The 2,085-nt window shown below is 63.3% G+C and carries 3 protein-coding genes and 1 pseudogene; 3 read left to right on the forward strand and 1 reads right to left on the reverse strand.

Annotated elements, in window-relative coordinates:
• Window positions 1–114: 114 nt before the first annotated feature.
• The 3 genes from ACGFSA_RS35065 (at window position 115) to ACGFSA_RS35075 (ending at window position 1,089) form a co-directional block, all read left to right on the forward strand.
• A complete protein-coding gene (locus ACGFSA_RS35065; RefSeq protein ID WP_393310218.1) occupies window positions 115–414 on the forward strand; it encodes a hypothetical protein in 300 nt (99 codons plus the stop codon).
• Window positions 415–478: 64 nt separating this feature from the next.
• Window positions 479–826: a hypothetical protein gene (locus ACGFSA_RS35070; RefSeq protein ID WP_393310220.1), complete on the forward strand. Its 348-nt coding sequence runs from the start codon at window positions 479–481 to the stop codon at window positions 824–826.
• Between the two features lie 83 nt (window positions 827–909).
• Window positions 910–1,089, forward strand: a complete 180-nt coding sequence (locus ACGFSA_RS35075) for a hypothetical protein (RefSeq protein ID WP_393310222.1) — start codon at window positions 910–912, stop codon at window positions 1,087–1,089.
• Between the two features lie 753 nt (window positions 1,090–1,842).
• Here ACGFSA_RS35075 and ACGFSA_RS35080 read toward each other — a convergent pair.
• Window positions 1,843–2,085, reverse strand: a pseudogene (locus ACGFSA_RS35080) (transposase); the annotation flags it as partial.

Consider the following 2,085-nt stretch of genomic DNA (forward strand, 5'->3'; position numbering starts at 1 on the left):
TGCTGGAAGCCTCAAGAACTCCCATCATCGCAGGTCACAAGGCTCTTCCTCGTTTCCGGAGAAGTTGTCCACAGACGTCAGCCGGTGGATCCGGGTTGAACACTCCCGGGAACGGTGCTCTCCATCATCGGCGTGGCCGCAGTCGTAGCGATCATCGGCCTAATCTGGTGGTACGGGAAAGCCTGGGCCATCAACAAGGTCAGAATCCTCTGGTCCAAGGCGTCAAAGAAGTCCGGCAAAGAGACTGCGCGCGACGTTCCCTCCTGGGCACGTGGCAAGGGGAAGGAGGGAACGGAAACGACAAAGGAGGCCGTAGACCGGATATTCAAGGAACACTACCGCCGGCTGCCCACCGCGAAGGAGCGCAGGTCGGGCGAGTGGAAGAAGATCCAAAAGCACCTCAATCGCAAGTAAGGAAGCTGGAGTGGCCCGAAAGAAACTGCCGCGAGGATATGCGTGGCCTGTGACGCACAGTGAAATGCGGGATGCGATCGAACCTGCGTCGGCCAAGATCGTAGACCTCAGGTTCGGTTCGTCGACCACTGGAGACACATCCGAGATCATGGATGCCAGATGGGTGGCGGCCCAGTCAAGGACTTACGGAGGCGGCGTGCATCCGGGATCCGTGGGGTTCTGGGTCTCGGTGTATCCCGTTCGCATCGAACGCAAGCAGGCGGCGAGGAGAGCGCTCCTCGAAGAAGGGGTACCCGGCATGTTGGCATGGATGAAGGGGCCTCTAGTTGCCAAGGAAGGATGGCAGGCAACAGATCACACAAGAGTATGGACCTTAATGGACGGGAATCTGAAGGCCACTGACATTGAGTGATCTCCTTCCGCCAATGACATAGGGGGCACTGACCTCGATCAGCCACCAGCCTACGCTGACGGATCGAGGTCAGCATGAAAACGGTGCTCTCCATCATCGGCGTGGCCGCAGTCGTAGCGATCATCGGCCTAATCTGGTGGTACGGGACAGCCTGGGCCATCAACAAGGTCAGAATCCTCTGGGCTAAGGCATCAAAGCTGGTTCGGCCTGGAAACACGGGTGTTGAGGGTGGCACGCCACGCTTCGGTGTGAAGTCCTTCTGATTCGGCTCATGAGCGGTGCGTGGGGAGCGGGTCAGCGGTCAGTACCCCGGCGAAGTCCAGGATGAGCCCACGCGGGGCTTGGTGATTGGCGGTATCCGTGGGCTGCGGCATGCTGCGTGTTTCCTCTCCGTTGGCCTCACGAATGACGCTTTCGCGCGCCGGTACAGCGAGAAGTCCTGCTCTCTGCACGACAGTTCGCATTTGGCCCTGCCGAGGCATTCCTCCCCTCGCCACTTGACTCGACCCGAATGCGGAATTTCTGCCCAGAGGCGTAGCCGCATTCACGCCCCACGCCCCCGAGACTCGCCCTCGGCGGTCTGGACGCCGGTCGTCGGCGGCTGGCCATGCGTCCGGCGGGACAGGGCAGTGGGCAGGGCCCAGGTGGCGGATAGTGCTGCCCCTCATGGCGGACATATGTACCCCACTTTCCGGTGCTGCCGAAGTAGGGTCGACGATCGCAGCAGCGGCGGCGACCGCTCCGGCACCCAGGACTTCCTCACCGAGGCGAAAGAGGTCTCCCGGTACGTCGCACTCGACCGCTCCGACGCGTGGGCCAACTTCAGCCCGACCAATGTCTCCCTCCACGGCGAGCGCGGCCGCCGCGTTCGGCGACGCGGGCATCGTCCTGGAGACCGCTCGCCCCCGGGAGCGGGTGGCGCGCTCGAAGGCGGCAGCGGCCCGTTCGAGCTCGGCCTTCGCCGTGGACGGTGCGGTGGCCGGCAACAGGTCCAGCATTGCGGCGACCGGGGTGAGCCGGCCTTCGAAGGCGATCTGGAAGGCGTTCAGGGGCGCCTTCCAGCGCATGGTCCACCGCTTGCGTCCCTTGCCGGTGGGGTTCAGCGACATGAGCGCCATGTAGACGCATTTCATGGCCGCGGCCTCGTTGGGGAAGTGTCCGCGAGCGCGGACGGCCTTGCGGATGCGGGCGTTGACGGACTCGATCGCGTTCGTCGAGCAGATGACCTTGCGGATCTCGACGTCGAAGGAGAGGAAGGG

Source organism: Streptomyces sp. NPDC048496, assembly GCF_043200055.1.
Lineage (GTDB): Bacteria > Actinomycetota > Actinomycetes > Streptomycetales > Streptomycetaceae > Streptomyces.